This is a genomic window from Nonomuraea composti (assembly GCF_012034275.1).
GTDB classification, from domain to species: Bacteria; Actinomycetota; Actinomycetes; order Streptosporangiales; family Streptosporangiaceae; genus Nonomuraea; species Nonomuraea composti.
The window spans coordinates 138693-154644 of the sequence record NZ_JAATEP010000003.1; the positions used below are offsets into that span (position 1 = coordinate 138693).

A 15952-nucleotide genomic window follows, 5' to 3' on the forward strand; every position below is an offset into this window, starting at 1 on the left:
GTTGCTAGGGTGACCCGAGTGTCAGATTCCTGGGATGCCCATTTCTTTCTCCTGACTTGGCACGCTGACCGCGCTGCTTTCTCTCTTGGTGGGCTCGATGCGCTTCCGTAACGCCAGTGTCCGGGCCAAGGTCACGGCACTCATCGTGTCGCTCACGCTGCTGTGGGCCTTCGCCGCCTGGGTGACGCTGCGAGAAGGCGTCAACCTGCTCTGGGCCGCGACGGTCAACAGTGGCGTGATCGACCCGAGCGAGCCGCTGCTGGTCGAGCTCCAGGAGGAGCGCCGGCTGACCGCCGCCCACCTCGGAGCGGGACGCCGCCTGGTGGACAAGGCCATCAGGGACCAGCGGGCCGAGACCGACACCGCCACAGCCGAGTTCGAGAGCGCGGCGTCGGGCACCGCGGTGCAGTTCGCCATGGACGACTCGCTCGGCAGGCGGCTGCAGGAGGTCAGGGGCCAGCTCGACCGGCTGACGGAGGTCAGGAAGTCGATCGACTCCGGCAAGGCGGACTTCGCCAAGGCCGCGACGGAGTACAACACGATCATCGACTCGTTCTACCGGATGTACGACTCCGTGGCCGAGTTCGACGACAAGGAGGCCGCGAAGGACGGCCGGACACTGTCGGAGATGCACCACGTCCGCGAGATCTTCGCGCGGGAGGACGCCCTCCTAGCCGGCATCTTCGCCAAGGGCGGCTTCACCCAGGCCGAGCACACCGAGTTCGTCAAGACCGCCGGCGTCTTCCGCTACTCGCTGGCCGAGACGATGCAGCAGCTCCGCGAGGAGGACCGCGCCGCTTTCGAAAGCTGGCTCAAGACGCCGTCCGTGGCCCGAGTCCAGGCGATGGAGAACCAGCTCGTCCGGCACGACGCCACGCTGGAGCCCCTGCCCGTGAGCGGCGAGGAGTGGACCAAGCAGGCGCAGGCCACGCTCTCCACCATGCAGACCGTGACGCTCAAGGCCGGTGACCGGCTGCTCGAGCGCATCACGCCCATCGCCATCGGCGTCGTCGTCCGGCTCGCCCTGGCCGGCGGTCTCGGCCTGCTCGCCGTCATCGCGTCCATCGTGCTGTCGATCACCACGACCAGGCAGCTGCTCGCCCAGCTGCAGAAGCTGCGCGACGCCGCCCACGAGCTGTCCGACGAGCGGCTGCCCGGCATCGTCGAGCGCATCGGCCACGGCGAAGAGGTCGACGTCGCCAAGGAGGCCCCCGCGCTCGACTTCGGTGACGACGAGATCGGCCAGGTCGGCCAGGCGTTCAACACCGTGCAGCGCACCGCCATCGCCGTCGCCGCCGAGCAGGCCGAGCTGCGCCGCAGCATCCGCGACATCCTGCTCAGCCTGGCGCGCAGGACCCAGGGCCTCGTGCACCGCCAGCTCACCGTGCTCGACGTGATGGAGCGCCGCGAAACCGACCCCGAGGAGCTGAAGGAGCTCTTCCGGCTCGACCACCTCGCCATCCGCATGCGGCGCAACGCCGAGAACCTGATCGTCCTGTCCGGCTCCTCCCCCGCCCGCACGTGGCGCCGCTCCGTCCCCATGGTGGACGTGGTGCGCGGCGCGCTCGCCGAGGTCGAGGACTACACCCGCGTCTCGCTCATGCCCATGGGCGAGGTCGTGCTCGTCGGCCGCGCCGTCGGCGACGTCATCCACCTGCTCGCCGAGCTGATCGAGAACGCCGTGTCGTTCTCGCCGCCGTACACGAACGTGCAGGTCAGCGGCCAGCTCGTGGCCAACGGGTACGTGATCGAGATCGAGGACCGCGGCCTCGGCATGAAGCCCGAAGACCTCGACGCCGCCAACGAGCGCATCGCCGACCCGCCCGAGTTCCGCATCACCGGCACCGCCCGGCTGGGGCTCTACGTGGTCAGCCAGCTCGCCAAGCGCCACGACATCCAGGTCGTGCTCAAGGCCTCCCCGTACGGGGGCACCACGGTCGTGGTGCTGCTGCCGCAGGAGCTCGTCCAGCTCGACCCCACGCCCGAGCCGCACGACGGCGGCGAGCGGGAGCGGCTGCCGCGCCGGCAGCCCGCCGTCGCCACCGCCACCCGGCCCCCCGCGGCGCCCAGCGCGACTCCCCCGAGGGCGCCGGCCCCGGCCGAGAACGTCCGCACGCTCCCGACCAGGCCCACCCCCGTGCCCGCCCCCACGCCCGCCCCCGACTCTCGGCCCCGGCCCCAGGCCGCGCCCACGCCGAGACCCGAGCCCGCGCCCGCCCCGGAACCAGAAGCCGAAACGCCAGCCGAACCGGAGCAGCAGTCTGTGACCGAGTTCACACCAGGGGGGCTCCCCCTTCGGGTGCCCCAGGCCAACCTGGCGCCAGCGCTGCGTGACGACACGCCCACGCAGCCCGACTTTGAGGAGGACGATGACGAGCGCTCGCCGGAGGAGATCCGCGCGATGATGGGATCTCTGCAGTCAGGCACCCGTCGCGGCCGCTCCCAGGCGGCCAAGATGCTGGAGGACCAGCAAGGAGGTGACGCATGACCCCCACCGCGGGCACCGACCTCAACTGGCTGATGGACGACCTGGTCAACCGGATCAAGGAGGCCGAGCACGCGATCGTGCTGTCGTCCGACGGGCTGCTGATGGCCTCGTCCGCCGCGCTGCAGCGCACCGACGGCGAGCACCTGTCCGCCGTCGCCTCCGGGCTGCAGAGCCTGGCCAAGGGCGTCTCCGACCACATCTCCGCAGGCGCGGTCCGGCAGACGGTCGTGGAGTGGAAGAACCAGTTCCTCATCGTCACCGCCGCCGGCGAGCGGGCCTGCCTGGCCGTCCTGTGCGCCCAGAACGCCGACATCGGCCTGGTGGCGTACGAGATGGCGATGATGGTCGCGCGGGTGGGCCAGTACCTCACCTCCGGCGCGCGCACCGCCGAGGCCGCCGCCAGGAGCGACCGGTGAGAGGCGCGGACGAGCCCACGGACGAGCACTGGGTGGATCCGGAGATCATCCGGCCCTACGTGGTGACCCGTGGCCGTACCCAGCCCGCCCACGGCAGGTTCGACCTGATCTCCATGGCCCTGGCGGTCGGCCCGCCACCAGGGCCCGACGCCGGGCTGGACCCCGAGCACCTGCGGATACTCCAGCTCTGCCGCGAACCCAAGTCCGTAGCCGAGATAGCCGCATACCTGGACCTACCGGCCGGCACCATCCGCGTGCTGCTCGGCGACCTGTTCGACCGCGAACTCGTCTCTGCCCAGGAACCCCGATCCGAGGTGGACATGCACGACATGAAGATGTACAGGGCGGTGCTCGATGGTCTTCGCTCGCTCTGAGCGTCCGCGCCTGCCGACGGCGATCAAGATCCTGGTCGCCGGCGGGTTCGGCGCGGGCAAGACGACGATGGTCGGCGCGGTCTCCGAGACCCGGCCGCTGCGCACCGAAGAGGTGCTGACCGACCGCGGCATCGGCGTCGACGACCTCACCTCGGTGGAGGCCAAGCGCACCACCACCGTGGCCATGGACTTCGGCCGCATCACCCTCGGCAACGACTACGTCCTGTACCTGTTCGGCACGCCCGGCCAGGAGCGGTTCTGGTTCGTGTGGGACGAGCTGGCGGAGGGCTCCCTGGGCGCCGTCATCCTCGCCGACACCCGCCGCCTGGCCGACTGCTTCCCCTCGGTCGACTACTTCGAGCGGCGCGGCACGCCGTTCGTGGTGGCGGTCAACTGCTTCGAGGGGGCGCCGACGTTCGAGCTGGACGAGGTGCGGCTGGCGCTGCAGCTCAACCCGTCCATCCCGATCATCATGTGCGACGCCCGCAAGCGGGACTCCAGCCGGGAGGTCCTGATCACGCTCGTCAAGCACTCGGCCCGCCTGCGTGCCGAGCCGGTCGGCAGCTGACCCCGGCCGCTCGCTCCCCCTCCGCGCCCGCCCCACCTGCACCACCGGGGCGGGCGCGTTCGTTCTCGCTGGTCGGCGGCCTCACGGGGCGGCGAGGCGGGCCTTGGTGCCGGTCAGCCGCCGTGCGGTGCGGACAGGCCGGCCCTGATGCCGGCCACCCGGCCGTACCCGTCGAACTCGACGACCGCCTCGAAGCCCGGCCCGGTGATCCTGCCCTGCTCGCCTGCGAAGTCGGCGCCGAGGCCGCGCTTGACGGCGTAGCTGTGCAGGGCGCGCCGGTGATCGGTGAGCCGCAGGCCGGCGAGCGCCTGCTGGATGACGCGCATGACGCGGGCCGGCTCGGGCGGCGGCAGCCGGAAGTCCGGATGCTCCACCAGGAACGCCGCGCGCGTGCCGCCGCCCGCGTCGCCGTTGTAGGAGGTCCACCGGCCCGTCACCGCCTTGGCGGCCTCCGTCAGGAGCCCCGCCGCCAGGTGCGCCTCCGTCGGCGCGCCGGGCAGGGCGCCGAACGGGACCTCCGCCGACGCCAGCTCCTGGATGCCGTACTGGAGGCCGAAGTCGCGCAGCCGGGCGGACGCGGCCACCACCGCCTCAGGGAAACCCGACGGGTTCGCCCACGCCCACAGCCAGGTGCCCGGGCCAGGGGCGGCGCTGCCGAGCAGGTGGAAGGCGGTGCAGGTGATCGTACGGGTGGCGCAGGCGAAGTCGAAGCGCGGCTGCTGGAGGTCCACCTGCCAGCTGTGGCCGCCGAGGACCTCTTCGAGGTGCACCTGGTGCTCCAGCGAGAGGAGGGCGGCGTCGTCGAGCAGGTCGGTGAAGGTGAGCGAATTGTGCACGCCCTGCAGACTAGAGGCTTTCGCCGGGATCGACGGGGTGCGGGCGCGGGAGGACAGTGAAGGGATGAGTGCTTCAAGCGCGGCACCGTCCGGGAAGGCCGCGTCCGGTGGGGAGGCGGCGTCCCGGAAGGCGGCCTCCAGGGAGGGTGAGACGGCGCTCGTGCTGGGCGTGCCGGAGGCCGAGCCGCTCGTCCGCCCGTGGCGGCAGCGGGAGATCGGCCTGCCCGCTCATGTGACCGTGCTGACGCCGTTCCTGCCCGCGCCCCGCATCGACGACGGGGTGCGCCGGGCTCTGCGGGCGCTGTTCATGCGGTATCCGGCCGTCGACGTGACCTTCCGCGAGATCCGGCGCTTCGCCGGGGAACCCGGGGTGGTGTTCCTCGCGCCGGAGCCCGCCAAGCCGTTCGTGCGGCTGACCGAGGCGGTGACCGGGCGGTGGCCGGGGACGCCTCCGTACGGCGGGCGGTACGACGAGATCGTGCCGCACCTGACCCTCGGTGAGGACGGCGCGGTGGACGAGGCGTGGGTGGCCGGGGAGCTGCCGGTGACGGCGCGGGTCACGGCCGTGTCGCTGTTGGTGCGGGACGCCGGCGGCCACTGGCGGCCGGCGGACGTCTTCCCCCTCGCGTGACGGCTCAGCGGCCGTAGAGGGCGGCCAGGCGGGGCAGGCGGCGGCTCAGCTCGTCGCGCTGCTCCTCGAAGTCGAAGCCCCAGTCGGGGTCGAGGGCGGGGTAGCGGATCGTGTAGGAGCCGTGGGGCAGCTCCTCACCGGTCGCCGTCCGGTAGGCGTTGTAGGCGGCGCCGAGCATCGCCTCGCAGTGCTTCTCCGTCCAGTCGGCCGCCGCCTCCTGGATGACCGGCAGGCCGGCGAGACTGTCGGGCTCGGCCACGACCTGCTCGAACACCTCGCGGCCCTGCGTGACCAGCCAGCCGCGGAAGTACTCGAAGCCGTCGTCGGAGCAGCCGCCGTTGATCATGTAGGCGGCTCCCCAGAGCGGGGCCAGGTAGGAGGCCGTCATGAGGTCCCAGAAAGCCTGCTGGGCGGCGATGATCTCGGCGGGCGGGAGGGCCGACAGCCGCTCGGAGAGGCGGGCGGCCACCTCCCACTCGTCCTTGGCGCCGGCGCGGGCGTCTTCGACGAGCTGCCAGTAACGCGTGGTGTCCATGGCAGGAGAGCATGCCAGCCGGGTCCGACAAGAACCGCGGGTGTGCCTACTCCTGCTCGTCCAGGTACGTGTGCAGCGCCGCCGCGCCCCGCAGCATCGCCCGGCCCCGGGCCGACAGCCGCTCCTGCCAGTCGCGCAGCGCGCTCTCCAGCGGCGCCAGCCCGCCCGCCGCGCGCACCTGCCGGATCAGCGGTGCGATCTGCTCCAGCAGGTAGCCGCCCCGGCGGAGCTGGTGGGCGAGCTGGGCGTCGCGCACGTCGGCGGCGCTGTAGACGCGGTAGCCGGTCGCGGGGTCGCGGCGCGGCTCGACCAGCCCGGCCTGCTCCCATTTGCGCAGCGTCGCGGGGCGGATCCCCAGCTTCCTGGCCAGCGGCCCGATGAAGGTGACACCGGGCTCCGCCTTGGGCGCGGGTGAGGGGCCGCGCGACGGCGTTGGGGAGGGGCCGTACGCGGGCTCCGCCGAAGGAGCACGTGAAGGCTCCGCCGACGGAGCACGTGAAGGCTCCGCCGAGGGCGCGGGCGGCGGCACCAGGCTGCGCAGCGCCTGCTCCACCGCCTCCAGCGTGCGCCGGTCTTCGAGGAGCTGGGCGTGGCTCTCGTCGATGAGCCGCAGCGCCTCCTCGGTGGCTCCCTCGTTCGCCGCCCGCATGATCGAGGTGGCCGTGGCGTGCCCGTGCGCCGGCACCAGGGCGAGGAACGCCCGCAACGCCTGGGCGTGCCGGGCCGTGTAGGTGCGGTAGCCGTGCTCGGTGCGCGCGGAGGCGGGCAGGATGCCGGCCTCCTCGTAGTTGCGGACGGCCTGGGTGGACAGGCCGTGCTCGCGCGCCAGGTCCACCGGCCGCAGCCGCCCACGGGGCATGACGTACCTCACCAGGTTGAGGGTTCCGCAGCGCGCGAGCGGCGGAACCGTTGCCAAAGCCTCAACAGAACCTTCAACGATACCGTAGAAGGCATGACGACATCGCCACCGAAGGGAACGGAACGGGCCGCCTCCGTCCGCGAGGCCGCCTCCGTCCGCGAGGCCGCCGCCGATCTCGACGCCGAGGGCCCCGGCGCCGTCACCCGGCTGCTCCGCTCGCTGCCCGCCCGCCCGCGCCTGCTCGGGCTGGGCGAGGCGCTGCACGACGAGCGCCCGGTCCACGAGCTGCGCAACGAGATCTTCCGCGAGCTGGTCGAGCACGAGGGCTACCGCGCGTTCGCGATCGAGAGCGACTGCGTGGCGGGCCTGGTCGTGGACGAGTACGTCCGCACCGGTGCGGGCTCGCTGGACGACGTCATGCGTACGGGGTTCAGCCACGGCTTCTGGGACCGGGAGGCGACGCGGGAGCTCATCCGCTGGATGCGTACCTGGAACGAGGGCCACCCCGACGGCGATCGCCTGCGCTTCTTCGGCTTCGACGCGCCCCTGGAGATGATGAGCGCCGCCAGCCCCCGCCACACCCTGGTCGCGCTGCACGACTACCTGACGGCGGCCGGCGTCGCCGTCCCCTGCACCCGCGAGAGGCTGCTGGCGCTGCTGGGCCCCGACGAGCGGTGGACGAACGAGGCCGCCGCGCTGGACCCGTCGCAGTCGGTGGGCAACTCCCCCGACGTCGCCGAGCTGCGCCTGCTCGCCGACGACCTCGTGCCGCTGCTGACCGTGCACGCGCCCCGCCTGATCCCCGCGACGTCCCGGGAGGAGTGGGAGCGGGCACATTTGTACGCCCGCACCGCCACCGGCCTGCTGCGCTACCACACGATCATGGCCGACCCGGCACCGGACCGCGTCGTCCGCATGCTGGGCCTGCGCGACGCCATGATGGCCGACAACCTGGAGGCCGTCGCCCAGCACGGCCCCGCGCTCGTCTTCGCCCACAACCGTCACCTGCAACGGGAGGCGAGCCGGTGGCAGCTCGGCGACCTGGCGCTGGAGTGGTGGAGCGCGGGCGCCATCACCAGCGCCCGCCTGGGCACCGGGTACGCCTTCCTCGCCTCGGCCCTCGGCACCGTCCCCCACCAGGGCCTCGGCCTCCCGGACCCGAGGACGATCGAGGGCGTCATGGCCACGCTGCCGGGCGAGCGCTACGTGCTCGACTCACGCCGGCTGGCGGCGGCGGTCCGGGAGGCGGAGCTGGTCCAGCGAACGGACACGGCGGACAACCACGGCTACTTCCCGCTCGACCCCGGCGAGCTGGGCAGGACCGACGGGATCATCTTCCTCAAGAACGTGCGCGGGCCGGGACCGGAAGCGCGCTGATCCAGAACGCGCGCCCAGGCCGCAAGAGCGCTCCCCTGAGGCGCGCGCACTCAAGCCCGAGGACCGCCACTCGGTGCGCACGCGGGCCCAGAGGGTGTCGCGGCGAGGTGCGTGCGCAGGCTGGGGCGGCGTCGCCCCAAGGCGCCTGCCCCGGCCCAGCGCCGCCGTCCCGGCTCGCATGCGGGCCCGAAGGGCACCGACCCGAGACGGTCAGGGACGGAGGGGCGAGTCGCGGGTGGGTCAGGACAGGAGGGCGCGGGCGGTGGCGAGCCAGCCCTCGCGGGCGCTCGGGTAGCGCGGCGCCCAGCCCGTGGCCGTGCGGAAGCGGGCGTTGCTGACGCGGAGCGAGCGGGTGAGTGAGGTGAGCCGGTCGCCGAACGCGTAGGCCAGCCGGCCGGGCCCGCGCACCCACGGGGCGGCGCCGGCGGCGCGGGCGAGGGCGTCCGCGTACGCCCGCTTGGTCAGCGGCTCGTCGTCCACGACGTTGTACGTGCCGCCGGGCGCGGCCAGCGCGGCCACCACGGCGGTGGCGGCGTCGGCCAGGTGGATGGAGGAGACGTAGCCGCCGGGACGGCCGAGCACGACGGCGACGTGGTGGCGGGCCTGGGCGAACAGTTGCTCGCTGTGCGCGGCGCCCGGCCCGTAGAACCAGCCGAGGCGCAGCACGACGGCCGCTCCCCCGCCGGTGTCGGCGAAGCGGCGGGCGCTGGCCTCGGCGGCGAAGTTTCCCCTGGTGAGGGGGTAGTGGTCGACGGGGGCGTCCTCGTCGAGCCAGCGGTCGCCGCCGTCGCGGTAGAGCATGCTGACCGACTCCTGCACGAGCCGCCCGACTCCGGCGTCGATAGCGGCGGACGCGACGGCGGCGGAGCCCTCCGCGCGTACGCGATGGTTGGCGCGCAGGGCCTTGGTGCTCATGAAGCGGCTCATGGAAGGGATGGCGGTGGCCAGGTTGATCACGGCGTCGTGCCCCTCGAACGCCGCCGCCAGGCCCGCCCGGTCGAACAGCGACACCCGGGCGGGCCGGGCGCCCTGCCGTTCGAGGGCGGCGGCCTTGCCGGGGGTGCGGGCCAGCGCGGTGACCTCATGGCCGGCCGCGACCAGCGCCGGGACGGCGTGGCGGCCGAGCGCGCCGGTGCCGCCCGCGATGAAGACTCGCATAGTGAGAGAGTACTCTCTTACCATGGCGAGATCCACGCCGGGGGTCACCCGGCAGCGCCTCATCGACGAGGCGGTCAGGTTGTTCTGCACGCGCGGCTACGCCGCCACCTCGGTCGCCGACATCCAGGCCGCGTGCGGGCTGACGACCGGCTCGGGCGCGCTCTACAAGCACTTCCCGTCCAAGCGGGCGCTGCTGGAGGCGGCGGTGCGGCGCAACCTGGAGCGGATCGCCGAGCGGGGCGGCGAGGCGGCCGTCGCGACCGGCGACCCGCGCGCCGACCTGGAGCGGATGGCGCGGGCCGTGTGGGAGGTGATCGAGCAGGACCGGGAGCTGATCCGGATCATGCTGCGGGAGTTCGACGGGTTCGGCGAGCTGTTCGAGGGGATGTGGCAGGGGGTGATGGCCGGCGTGTACGCCCAGGGCGCCCGGTGGATCGAGGAGCAGCGGGAGCGGGGCAACGTCGAGTGCGCCGATCCGGAGGCCACCGCGGCCGTGCTGCTGGCCTCCCTCACGTACTACCCGCTGCTCCGCCTCATGATCGGCCACACGCCCGGCGACCTCGGCCCGGAGCGGTTCCTGGCGGCCTGGGCCGAGCACGCGGCCGTCACCCTACGGGTGCGGCCTCACCCGTAGTCACGTCGTCCAGCCGGGCCGGGAGGGCGAGCACCTGCTCGCAGGCGAGCAGCAGCACCCCCGCGCTCCAGGCGTGCGACAGCGTCAGGTACATGCCCTTCGGCTGGAAGCAGTCCGTCTGGTAGTACCGCTCGGTGATCATGCCCCGGTAGGCGTTGAGGTCGCCGTCGGCGGCGGGCAGGAGCTGGCGGAAGCACTCCAGCGTCTCGTACGCCCGCTCCGCGTAGTACGGATCCCCCAGCGCTTCCGACAGCTCGACCAGCTCGGCCGTGCACACCAGCCCGTACGCGTGCAGGTGCTGGTTGGACGGCGAGGCCTGGTCGGCGCCGCGGGTGGCGAAGCCGTAGCGGCCGAGCGGGGTGCGCGGGCCGAAGCGCACGTTGTAGGTGTAGCGGAAGGTGAGCGTCCAGTCGGCGGCGCGGCGGGCCAGGTCGAGCCAGCGGGCGGCGCCGGTGCGGCGGAACAGCGCCATGTACGCCAGCACGGCCGCGTACCCGTCCTCGGAGGTGGGGGCGAGGTCGACGTCCTCGGGGGCGCCGTAGACGAACTCGTCCTCGACGAAGGAGGCGTAGTACTGCCCGGCCCGCTCGGCCGCCCGCAGGTGGCCGGGGTCGCCGGACTCGGCGAGTGCCGCCACCCAGGTCAGGCCGGAGGCGCCGGACCAGGACAGGACCTCGCCGGTGGCGGCGTGGTGCAGCGTGCCGAGGTTGCCGTCGGGGCGCTGGCGGCCGGCGATCACCCGCAGGTTGGAGCGGGCGGCGGCCTCCCAGGCCGGGTTCGGGCGCAGGCGCAGCGCGCGCAGCAGGAAGAGGGTGGCCTCCCCGAGCGTGCGCGCGTGCAGGGCGTCCTTGACGTGGCTCCAGCTCTGCGACCAGCCCGACTGCCGGTACCAGGTGCCCCAGAACGTCCCGGACGGCGACAGGTTGGCGCAGATGAAGCCGATGACCCGTTCGGCGGCGGCGACGTGCTCGGGCCGTCCCCTCCGCAGCCCGTGCTCCAGGAGCGCCGCCGCCCACGGGATCCCGCTGACCCAGCCGACGTGCATGGCCTGCCGGTCCACGCGCTCGCCGTTGGTGCCGCTCACCTCCCTGTCGAACCCGACCGTCTCCAGCAGCACGCCGGGGTCGGGGTCGTAGTGCCAGCGGTACAGGCCCTCGGCGGCGATGTCGGCGGCCTCGGCCACGTCCTCCCACGGCTCGATCGGGGCGGCGGGCAGGCGCAGGTCGCGGTCCTCGCGCAGGAGCGGCGCGTACGCGTGCCGGTCGGGGGCCAGCGCGCTGGTCGCGACCGTCAGGACGTGCGACTCGCCGGGCCGCCACACGTGGGTGGCGGCGCGGGCGGGCAGCGCCAGGGCCGAGCCGTAGTACGTCACCGGGTACTCCCGGTACGGGAACAGCAGCGCGACCGTGGCCCGCCCCGCCTCGTGCTCGATGGCCAGCCCGGTCGGGCCGAGCGGCGACTCCTCGTCCGCGATCAGCGCGGTGCCGCCGGTGTCGCCCCACACCAGCACGGCGGGGGTGGCGGCCCGGTCGGCGCGGAAGCCCCAGCGGGCCGAGACCATCTCCTCGGGGCGGTCGGCACCGGCCTCGAAGCGGGGGAAGATCCGCTGGCAGGCGGCGGGGCGGTTCTCGCCGTAGAACAGGCCGGGGATGAGCCACCACGGGTCGGCGACGGCGGCCACGGACCTGCTCACGCGGACGGTCGCGGCGGCGGGCTCGGCGCCGTCGTACCGGAGGCCGAGGGTCAGCTCGCGGCGGCCGGTGGGGCGCCGCTCGCCCCACTCCCACTCCACGCGGAACGGCCCGGCGGCGTCGAGCAGCTCGACCAGCACCTCACCGCCGTCGGGGTCGGCGACCCTGACGGCCTGACCGCCGCTCACCACGGCTCCACGGTGAACGCGCCCCGGCGGACCCCCAGCTCGACCAGGTCCGTCTCCACCGCCGACAGCGGGTCGTCGAGCGGGATCCGGAACGTGCGGATCTCGCTCGGCCCGAAGTCGGCGACGAGCCTGATCCCGGCCATCGGGATGTGCAGCGAGGCGACGGCCGGCCGCCCGGTGGTCTCGACGGCGCGCACGACGAGGTCGCGCGGGGCGTCCTCGTGCAGCTTCACCGCCGTGACCATGACCTGGTCGCCGCCGTCGTCGAGGTAGCCGCGCGCGCTGGGCAGCGGGCCGTCGTGGAAGCTCTCCAGCATCGCCCGCACCGGCGAGCCGAGCAGCGCGGCCCGCCGGGTGAGCCCGGCGGCCCGCCAGTCGCCGGCGTGCGGCACCAGCAGGTACGAGAAGCTCTGCGTCCCCTGGTCCTGGAAGGAGTAGTAACCGTCGGGGTCCAGCAGGCGGGGGTCGTGCCAGGAGTAGACCGGGCTGCGGACGGCGGTGACGCCGATGCTGTGGCTGCGGCCCGGGCTCGGCGGGGAGACGTCGTAGCCGTGCTTGGCGTTGTTCACCACGGCCAGGCCGGCGCGGATGCCGTCCACGGAGCCGGACAGGTCCACCCACGACTGGGCGGGCTCCTCCGCGCCGTCGATGGGCCTGGTCAGGTGGGCGAACGGGATCTCGTACGTGGCGACGGGGCTCTGCAGCCCGACGGGGAAGCGCAGCTTCATCAGGTGCGCCTGCTCCCGCCAATCGAGCGTGACCCGCACCTCGACGGCGTCGTCGCCGCCCGCGCCCAGGATGAACTCCTCGGCCATCGTGGAGCGGCCCCACTCGCGCTCGACGCGCAGGCGGGCCCGCAGCGGGCCGTGCTCGCGCAGCACGATGTCGGTGGTGACCATCTCCTCGCCGGGCCAGTCGTAGGAGACGACCCGGTGGCCCCACGTGTCGGTGGGGTCCTCGCACATTTGGGTGTGCGGGCCGGTGGCGCCGGCCAGCAGGTCGACGCCGGTGCGCTTGTCGACCAGGCTGGACAGCCAGCCGGTGACCGGGTCGAGCTCCAAGCGGAGCACGTCGTTCTCCAGGTGGTGCTCCGAGGCGAGCAGCGTGCCGCCCGGGTGCTGCCCTGGGCCCTGGCGCAGGCGGTAGAGGCGGTAGCCGAGCGCGGGCAGCTCCGCCTGGAAGACGGTGGCGCCGCGCCCCTTGTCGTCGGTGGTGGCGACCGACTGGGTGCGCTGGCACGGCACGTCGGCGCCGCCCGCGTCCACGACGTGCACCCCGTTGGGGGCCAGGCCGTACTGCATCTCGACGCGGGTCGTGACCGGCCACGGGTGCGGGTTGAACACGACGACCGGCTGGGTGCCGCTCTCCTGCGGCACGGAGATCTCGCGGGCGATCACGTTGTGCGCCCTGGTGATGATCCGCTTGGAGATCGCGACGGCCTCGCCGAGCTGGTCGCGGGCGTCGTCGTAGGCGGGCTCGATGGCCGAGCCGGGCAGCACGTCGTGGAACTGGTTGAACAGCACCTGCTTCCACGCCCGTTCCAGGTCGGCGCGGGCGTCGTGGCCGGCGACGGCGGCCCACCGCTCGGCCGACAGCACCGCCGCCTGCGCGCGGCGCTGCCACGCCTTGATGCCGGAGTGCGCGGAGTAGCAGCCGGCCGCGTGGTGCTGCAGGTCGTCGCGCCACACGGGCACCTCCGCCAGGCCCTGCTCGCCGAGCCGCTTGGTCATCTCGTCGAAGTAGCGGCGCGGGGACGACATCGTCAGCTCCCCGAACGTGCCCATCCGGTCGTAGCGGTGGATGGAGTCGATGTTCGCCTTCGTGGGGCCGCCGCCGTGGTTGCCCACCCCGTAGAAGATCATCAGGTCGCCGAGCGAGCGGTCGAGCTGGCCCAGCGCCTTCTCCGTCTGCCCGGCCACCTCGCCGGGCGGGCTGCAGTACTCGAACGGGATGCGGTAGGCCAGCACCCGGCTGCCGTCGGGCGCCTCCCACCAGAACATCGTGCCGGGCAGCTCGCTCTCGTGCGGGCCGGGCCGCAGGAAGCAGTACGAGTCCATGCCCTGGCCGCGCAGGATGGCGGGCAGCATGGCGTTGTGGCCGAACGGGTCGACGTTCATGCCGACCGAGGCCGTGACGCCGAACTTCTCCTTCAGGTAGCGCTGCCCGTACAGGCCCTGGCGGACGAACGACTCGCCCGACGGCATGTTGCAGTCGGGCTCCACCCACCAGCCGCCCGTCATGACCCAGCGGCCCTCGGCCACCTTCTCCTGGATCCTGGCGAACAGCTCGGGGTCGGACTCCTCGACCCACGACAACAGCACGACCTGGTCGCAGGTGAAGACGAAGTCGGGGTACTCGTCCATGCGGTGGATCGCCGACCAGAACGTGGCCCGCGCCTCCTGGTAGCCCTCCTGCCACGGCCACAGCCACACCGGGTCGAGGTGCGCGTTGCCGATCATGTGCAGGGTGCGGGCGGGCGAGGCCACCGGACGGGGCGCCGTCGGGAGATCGCGCGGCCGGCCGCCCGAGGGGGCGTTCGACATCGGGGCCACGCGCCGGGTCATGCGGCCGCCCATGCGTCGACCTTCTCGCTGATCATGTGCAGCATCAGTGTGTGGATCTCCTGGATGCGCGGGGTCTCTGAGCTGGGGGCGAGGAGGAGGTGATCGGCGTGCTCGGCGGCCGCGCCGCCGTCGCCACCGCCGAACAGTACCGTCACCGCGCCGTTGGTCCGTGCGGCTTCGAGCGCGCTGACCACGTTGGCCGAGTTGCCGCTGGTGGTGAACGCGGCCACGACGTCGCCCGGGCGGGCCAGCGCGCGCACCTGCCGGGCGAAGACGTCATCATAGGCGTAGTCGTTGGCGATGCACGTCATAACGGTCGCATCGGTCGTCAGCGTGACCGTGGGCAGCGGGCGGCGGTCGCGCTTGTAGTGGCCGATCAGCTCGCCGGTGAGGTGCTGGGCGTCGGCGGCGCTGCCGCCGTTGCCCATCGTGTAGAGGGTGCCGCCGCGGGTGAAGGTGTCGATGAGCAGGTCCGCGACGCTCTCGACGGCGGGCAGGAGCGCCGGCATACCGCGCGCGGCGGCCAGGTGGCCGGCCACGTGCTCGGCGAGGACGTCGGTGAGCGGGGGCATCGGGGGAAGATCAGGCATGGGTCTTTCCTGAGGCGAGGTCAGGTCGAGGCGCCGGTGATGACTCAGGCAGTGGCGCCGGTGATGAGGTCGTGGGCGACGGCGCCGGCGCCGACCACGCAGACGCCGTCGCCGAGCCTGGCCAGCTCGAAGCGGGCGGCGCGGGCGGCGGGCGGCATGGCGTCCCTGGCGACGGCGGCGGCGACCGGGTCGAGGAGCCGGGCGCCGGACCGGGTGACGCCGCCGCCGAGGACGACGAGCTCCGGCTCGAACGCGTTCACCAGGTCGGTGAGCGCGGTGCCCAGTGCCCATGTGGTCTCGTTCCACACCTCGACCGCCAGGGGGTCGCCCTCCTCGGCGGCGCGGGAGACGTCCGCGGCCGTGGGCAGCGTGAGGGCCGACAGCGACGAGGGGCGGCCGGCGGCCAGGGCCTCGCGGGCGCGCTCGGCGATGGAGGTGCCGGACGCGTACGCCTCCAGGCAGCCCTGACGCCCGCACGAGCACGGCCGGCCGCCGGGACGCACCATGACGTGCCCCAGCTCGCCGCCGTTGCCGGCCGCGCCGCGGTGCAGCCGGCCGCCGATGACGGAGCCGCCGCCGACGCCGGTGGAGATGGTGAGGTAGAGCATCGTGCTGGTGCCGCGCCCGGCGCCGTACCGGAATTCGCCCAGCGCGGCGGCCGTGGCATCGTTCTCAAGGGCGGCGGGGACGCCGAACGCCTCCGTGGCCAGCGCGACGACCGGGACGTCGATCCAGCCCGGCAGGTGCGGCGGGCACTGCAGGACACCGGTGGCGGTGTCGAGCGGGCCGCCGCAGGAGATGCCGACGGCGGCCACCTCGGGCACGCCGGCCTCCGCGATCGCCTTTCTGCCCAGGTCGAACAGCCTGGTCAGGACGAGTCGCGGCCCCTCCTCCCTGCGGGTGGGGGCGGCCTGCCAGCCGTGGATCAGGCCGTCGCCGGTGACCACGCCGGCGGCGATTTTGGTGCCGCCGATGTCGAGGGACAGGACAGCGGGAAGATCGTGCTCCATTGGGCCTCCGTCGGGAACGACTGCCGCAATTCA

At 73.5% G+C, this 15952-nt stretch carries 15 protein-coding genes; 7 read left to right on the plus strand and 8 right to left on the minus strand.

The genetic code is table 11. The features are described 5' to 3' along the window. The first annotated feature begins 97 nt into the window (after positions 1-97). The 4 genes from HCN51_RS06035 to HCN51_RS06050 are packed head-to-tail and all read left to right on the plus strand — an operon-like array spanning position 98 to position 3846. Positions 98-2488: a sensor histidine kinase gene (locus HCN51_RS06035; RefSeq protein ID WP_168007655.1), complete on the plus strand. Its 2391-nt coding sequence runs from the start codon at positions 98-100 to the stop codon at positions 2486-2488. Beyond that, entirely contained in the window at positions 2485-2904 is a 420-nt protein-coding gene (locus tag HCN51_RS06040; RefSeq protein ID WP_080036636.1) for a roadblock/LC7 domain-containing protein, read from the plus strand. The genes HCN51_RS06035 and HCN51_RS06040 overlap by 4 nt, the downstream gene beginning before the upstream one ends. Next, positions 2901-3278: a DUF742 domain-containing protein gene (locus HCN51_RS06045; protein WP_080036635.1), complete on the plus strand. Its 378-nt coding sequence runs from the start codon at positions 2901-2903 to the stop codon at positions 3276-3278. The genes HCN51_RS06040 and HCN51_RS06045 overlap by 4 nt, the downstream gene beginning before the upstream one ends. Continuing rightward, on the plus strand, positions 3259-3846 hold the full coding sequence (locus tag HCN51_RS06050; protein WP_080036634.1) for a GTP-binding protein: 588 nt from the start codon (positions 3259-3261) through the stop codon (positions 3844-3846). Before HCN51_RS06045 ends, HCN51_RS06050 begins: the two co-directional genes overlap by 20 nt. A gap of 113 nt (positions 3847-3959) precedes the next feature. Here the strand turns inward: HCN51_RS06050 and HCN51_RS06055 are convergent, their stop codons facing one another. After that, the gene (locus tag HCN51_RS06055) at positions 3960-4682 is read right to left on the minus strand and encodes a DUF6882 domain-containing protein (RefSeq protein ID WP_168007657.1); all 723 of its coding nucleotides are present in this window, start codon (positions 4680-4682) and stop codon (positions 3960-3962) included. Between the two features lie 64 nt (positions 4683-4746). Between HCN51_RS06055 and HCN51_RS06060 the strand changes: the two genes are divergently transcribed. After that, positions 4747-5313: a 2'-5' RNA ligase family protein gene (locus HCN51_RS06060; protein WP_168007659.1), complete on the plus strand. Its 567-nt coding sequence runs from the start codon at positions 4747-4749 to the stop codon at positions 5311-5313. A 4-nt stretch (positions 5314-5317) separates the two neighbouring features. On the opposite strand, the gene HCN51_RS06065 is transcribed toward HCN51_RS06060, so the two are convergent. Both HCN51_RS06065 and HCN51_RS06070 read right to left on the minus strand, forming a co-directional pair. Further along, positions 5318-5848 (minus strand): DUF4240 domain-containing protein, encoded by a 531-nt coding sequence (locus HCN51_RS06065; protein WP_168007661.1) that lies wholly within the window; start codon positions 5846-5848, stop codon positions 5318-5320. 46 nt (positions 5849-5894) lie between these two features. Further along, positions 5895-6707 (minus strand): TioE family transcriptional regulator, encoded by an 813-nt coding sequence (locus tag HCN51_RS06070; RefSeq protein ID WP_168008036.1) that lies wholly within the window; start codon positions 6705-6707, stop codon positions 5895-5897. A 93-nt stretch (positions 6708-6800) separates the two neighbouring features. On the opposite strand from HCN51_RS06070, the gene HCN51_RS06075 reads away from it, so the two are divergent. Beyond that, the gene (locus HCN51_RS06075; protein WP_168007663.1) at positions 6801-8084 is read left to right on the plus strand and encodes an erythromycin esterase family protein; all 1284 of its coding nucleotides are present in this window, start codon (positions 6801-6803) and stop codon (positions 8082-8084) included. 240 nt (positions 8085-8324) lie between these two features. Here HCN51_RS06075 and HCN51_RS06080 read toward each other — a convergent pair whose 3' ends face one another. Next, a complete protein-coding gene (locus tag HCN51_RS06080) occupies positions 8325-9242 on the minus strand; it encodes an NAD-dependent epimerase/dehydratase family protein (RefSeq protein ID WP_168007665.1) in 918 nt (305 codons plus the stop codon). A 22-nt stretch (positions 9243-9264) separates the two neighbouring features. Here HCN51_RS06080 and HCN51_RS06085 point away from each other — a divergent pair, with 22 nt between their 5' ends. Then, positions 9265-9876 carry a TetR/AcrR family transcriptional regulator gene (locus tag HCN51_RS06085; RefSeq protein ID WP_168007667.1) on the plus strand — a complete coding sequence of 204 codons (612 nt, stop codon included), beginning with the start codon at positions 9265-9267 and terminating at the stop codon, positions 9874-9876. Here HCN51_RS06085 and HCN51_RS61125 read toward each other — a convergent pair. The 4 genes from HCN51_RS61125 to HCN51_RS06105 are packed head-to-tail and all read right to left on the minus strand — an operon-like array spanning position 9848 to position 15919. Beyond that, entirely contained in the window at positions 9848-11755 is a 1908-nt protein-coding gene (locus tag HCN51_RS61125) for a hypothetical protein (protein ID WP_168007669.1), read from the minus strand. The two genes, HCN51_RS06085 and HCN51_RS61125, sit on opposite strands and share 29 nt — an antisense overlap. Beyond that, positions 11752-14331, minus strand: coding sequence for an alpha-mannosidase (locus HCN51_RS61130; RefSeq protein WP_168007671.1), 2580 nt, complete (start codon positions 14329-14331; stop codon positions 11752-11754). The genes HCN51_RS61125 and HCN51_RS61130 overlap by 4 nt, the downstream gene beginning before the upstream one ends. Then, positions 14316-14909 (minus strand): D-sedoheptulose-7-phosphate isomerase, encoded by a 594-nt coding sequence (locus HCN51_RS06100; protein WP_206066621.1) that lies wholly within the window; start codon positions 14907-14909, stop codon positions 14316-14318. Before HCN51_RS06100 ends, HCN51_RS61130 begins: the two co-directional genes overlap by 16 nt. A 44-nt stretch (positions 14910-14953) precedes the next feature. Next, on the minus strand, positions 14954-15919 hold the full coding sequence (locus tag HCN51_RS06105) for an ROK family protein (protein ID WP_168007673.1): 966 nt from the start codon (positions 15917-15919) through the stop codon (positions 14954-14956). Between the last annotated feature and the right edge of the window lie 33 nt (positions 15920-15952).